Source organism: Streptomyces sp. NPDC005899, from assembly GCF_040629645.1.
Lineage (GTDB): Bacteria > Actinomycetota > Actinomycetes > Streptomycetales > Streptomycetaceae > Streptomyces.
This window is the reverse complement of the sequence record NZ_JBEXWB010000463.1, coordinates 1-4,001: the sequence shown is the minus strand read 5'-3', so window position 1 is coordinate 4,001 and position 4,001 is coordinate 1. Positions and strand designations below refer to the sequence as shown.

The window sequence follows — 4,001 nt, the reverse complement described above, 5'->3', positions numbered from 1 at the left end:
CCGGGTCGGCTCACCGAACGGGTCGTTGCCACGCCAGCCCACGGTCCACAGACCGAAGGTGAACCTGTCGTCAGGGGTGGGGGTGAAACGGTCCGTCATCGTCTGTCCGCCTTCGCGTGCGTCGGGTCCGGCACCGGCCGGTTCGGCCGGACCTATTTGTTCAGTGCCATGACTAATTATGCACGGGGCCCCTGTGTGACGTAAACCCTCGCGTATGGAACCGGGGCCACCTCTGGCCCACAGGCCTCTCATCACGTAATTTGTTTGTCGCACGTCCAAAACCCGCATGCGCACCGCCGGTCCCCGCAGGGTCGACACCCGCGGGGCCCGCGTCCGCATGCCCCCTGTACCGAGCACGAGAAGAGGTAGCCCATGCCGCCGCGTTCCGTCGTCATCGGCGTGGACAGTTCCACCCAGTCCACCAAGGCGGCAGTCACCGACGCCGAGACCGGCGAGCTGCTCGCCGTCGGCCGCGCCCCGCACGTGGTCACGGGTGCGGGCGGTGCCCGCGAGACCGACCCCGAGGTGTGGTGGCAGGCACTGTGCGACGCCGTCGCGGCCGGCCTCAAGGAGTCCGGCCTCTCCGCGTCGTCCGTGACCGGCATCGCCGTCGCCGGGCAGCAGCACGGACTCGTGGTCCTGGACGGCTCCGGGCGGCCGCTGCGCCCGTCGCTGCTGTGGAACGACACCCGCTCCGCCCCGCAGGCCGCGGCGCTGACCGCCGCCCTGGGGGGCGCCGGCGCCTGGACCGCACGGACCGGCACGGTGCCGGTCGCGTCGATGACCGCCACGAAGTGGCAGTGGCTGCGGGAGAACGAGCCGGCGACCGCCGAGGCGGCCGTCTCCGTACGCCTGCCGCACGACTTCCTGACCGAGCGGCTCGCGGGCACCGCGGCGACCGACCCGGGCGACGCCTCGGGCACCTGCTGGTACTCGACGAGAACGGGTGCCTACGACCCCGAACTGCTCGACCTGCTCGGCCTCGACACCTCCATGCTGGCGCCGGTCGCCGCCACGGGCGGCACCCGGATCGGCAGCCTGACCCCCGCCGCGGCGGAGGCACTCGGACTGCCCGCCGGGATCGCCGTGGCGGCCGGCACCGGGGACAACATGAGCGCGGCCGTCGGCCTCGGGCTCGGCGGCGCCGGGCTCCTGGACCACCCGGTCCTCAGCCTCGGCACCTCGGGGACGGTCTTCGCCGCGTCCCGGGCCCGGCCGGCCTCCGCCGCGCTCTCCGGCTTCGCCGCGGCCGACGGCACCTACCTCCCGCTGGCCTGCACGCTGAACTGCACCCTGGCCGTCGACCGGGTGGCCACCCTGCTGGGCCTGCACCGCGACGACGCGACACCCGGCGGCGAGGCCGTCCTCCTGCCCTACCTGGACGGCGAGCGGACCCCGGACCTGCCCACCTCCTCCGGCCTCCTCACCGGACTCCGGCACGACACGACGCCGCAGCAGCTGCTCGGCGCCGCCTACGAGGGGGCCGCGTACACGGTGCTGCGCGCCCTGGACGAACTGCTGCTGGCCTGCGGCCTCGACCCGGCCGATCCCGAGGTGGCCGGGCGGCCCCTGCGGCTGATCGGTGGCGGCGCCCAGGGCCGCACCTGGGTGGAGACGGTGCGCCGGCTCTCCGGCAGGCCCCTGATCGTGCCCGGCAGCGGCGAGCTGGTCGCGCTCGGTGCCGCCGCGCTCGCCGCGTCGGCCGCGGGCGGCGGCGACCCCGTCGCCGTGGCCACCCGCTGGAACGCGAAGGCCGAGGACGACCACATGCCGGCGGTGGAACGGGACACGGAGACCTGGGAGCGCGTCGGCTCGGTGCTGGACCGGGCGGCCGGTCCACTGCTCGGCGGGTGAGCCCCGGACCCCGAACAGCGTCCGCCGCACCGGTTTTGGGGAAGACCGCGGATCTTCAATAGGATCCGCCGATGATCATAAGAAAACGGCTGACGGCCGGGGTGTGCGTTCTGCTCGCCACCCTGGCCGCCGGACTCGGCACCGCGTTGCCGGCCGCCGCCGACGAACCCTCCGCCGCCACGTCACCGAAGGTCGAACTCGTCCTCGACGTCAGCGGATCCATGCGCACCCGGGACATCGACGGCCAGTCCCGCATCTCGGCCGCCAAACACGCGTTCAACGACGTCCTCGACGCGGTGCCGGAAGAGGTGCTGCTCGGCATCCGGACGCTCGGCGCCGAGTATCCGGGCGACGACCGGAAGGTCGGCTGCAAGGACACCGAGCAGCTCTACCCGGTCGGCCCCCTCGACCGTACGGAGGCCAAGACGGCGGTCGCCACCCTCGCGCCCACCGGCTGGACCCCCATCGGCCCCGCCCTGCTCGGCGCGGCCGACGACCTCGAGGGAGGGGACTCCACCCGCCGGATCGTGCTGATCACCGACGGCGAGGACACGTGCGGCCCGCTCGACCCGTGCGAGGTGGCCCGCGACATCGCCGCACGCGGGATCCACCTGGTGATCGACACGCTCGGCCTGGTGCCGAACGCCAAGATCCGCCAGCAGCTGACGTGCATCGCCGAAGCCACCGGCGGCACCTACACGGCGGTCCAGCACACGGACGAACTCTCCGGCAGGGTGAAGCAGTTGGTTGACCGGGCCGCCGAGCCCACCGTCACCCCGGTGGCCACCGAGGGCACGGGCAGCTGTTCCGCGGCCCCGCGGCTGGAGCCCGGCCTCTACACGGACCGCCAGGAGTTCGGCAAGCACCGCTGGTACCGCGTGGACGTCCTGCCCGGCCAGGAGCTGCGCGCCTCGGTCAGCGTCTCGGCCGACCGCGCGGTGAACGACGACTACGGCGTCCTGCTGCGTGCCGTGACCACCCGCGGGCGCGAGATCGTCCGCGGCGCGGAATCCGGCACCGGACGTACGGACGCCGTCTCCGCCGGACTGCGCTACCCCAAGCCCGACCAGGACGGCGCCGGTGACTCCGACGTGAAGCCGGCCGCCGAGGCCGTCTGCCTCCAGCTCTCCAACTCCTTCTCGGCGCCCGCGTCCGTGAAGACCACCCCGGGCATGCCCGTCGAGCTGACCATCGACGTCGTGGACGGCCCCGACGAGGCGTCCGACGTCGCCGCGTTCGGCCTGGGCCGCGGCTGGTGGCTGCTGGGCGCCATGGTGCTGACCGGCCTGGTCGCCGGTCTGCTGTTCGGCTGGATCTCACGCTGGCGCGTCGCCGTATGGAGGACCAACTGATGCGTGTTCCCCGCATGAACCGGCTGGGGCGCGCCTGCGCGGTCGCCCTGCTCACCGGAGTCACCCTGCTCACCTCGGCCGGCGCGGCCGCGGCGGACGACCCGTCGCCCGGGGCGAGCCCGGACGGCGCGGAGAGTGCCGGACCGACGGAGGCGGGCACCACGTTCCGCACCGCCACGCCCCTCCAGCAGGAGCAGACCGGCACGGCCGACGCCTCCACGGGTGACTACCTGTACTGGGCCGTCCCCGCCGACGCCGGTCAACGGCCCACCGTCAGGGCGAAAATCACCCTGCCGGACAGCGCCACCCGCCACGGTGCTTCGACCTGGCAGGTCGACGTGTACGACGGGCTGCGCCGCAGGCAGGCCTGCATGTACGGCCACCAGACCAGGAAGGCGGCACCCGACGCGAAGACCGTCGAGCTGTCCTGCGTGCTGCGCACCGTGCGCGCCTGGTCCGAGCCGTGGGCGAACGACCCGCTGCCGGGCAGCTACTACCTGCGCCTGACCGTGGTGGGACTGGCGGAGGAGGACCTGGGCCTGCCGGTCCGTGCCGAGATGCGGGTCACCTCGGCCGACATGGGCGGCGGGCACGACGTGGACGGCACCCTCTCCGAACCGCTGGTCCCGGGCGTGTCCGTCACCTCCGCCCAGGACGGCGCCCGGCTCAGCAGCGAGCCGGAGGACGGCTGGGCCTCCGGCTGGTGGACCACCCGCTGGCTCTGGACCGCCGGCGGCGGCGTGCTCGCCGCCCTGGCGGGCGTGTTCGGCTACCGCCTCACCCGTGGCGGCGGCC

The 4,001-nt window shown here is 73.9% G+C and carries 3 protein-coding genes; all 3 read left to right on the top strand.

Going from position 1 to position 4,001, the window contains the following annotated elements:
• Window positions 1-372: 372 nt before the first annotated feature.
• On the top strand, window positions 373-1,854 hold the full coding sequence (gene xylB, locus ABZ371_RS29915; protein WP_358685454.1) for a xylulokinase: 1,482 nt from the start codon (window positions 373-375) through the stop codon (window positions 1,852-1,854).
• Between the two features lie 71 nt (window positions 1,855-1,925).
• A complete protein-coding gene (locus ABZ371_RS29910) occupies window positions 1,926-3,206 on the top strand; it encodes a VWA domain-containing protein (RefSeq protein WP_358685452.1) in 1,281 nt (426 codons plus the stop codon).
• On the top strand, window positions 3,206-4,001 hold a 796-nt coding region (locus tag ABZ371_RS29905; RefSeq protein ID WP_358685450.1), incomplete at its 3' end, for a hypothetical protein. The genes ABZ371_RS29910 and ABZ371_RS29905, both read left to right, overlap by 1 nt.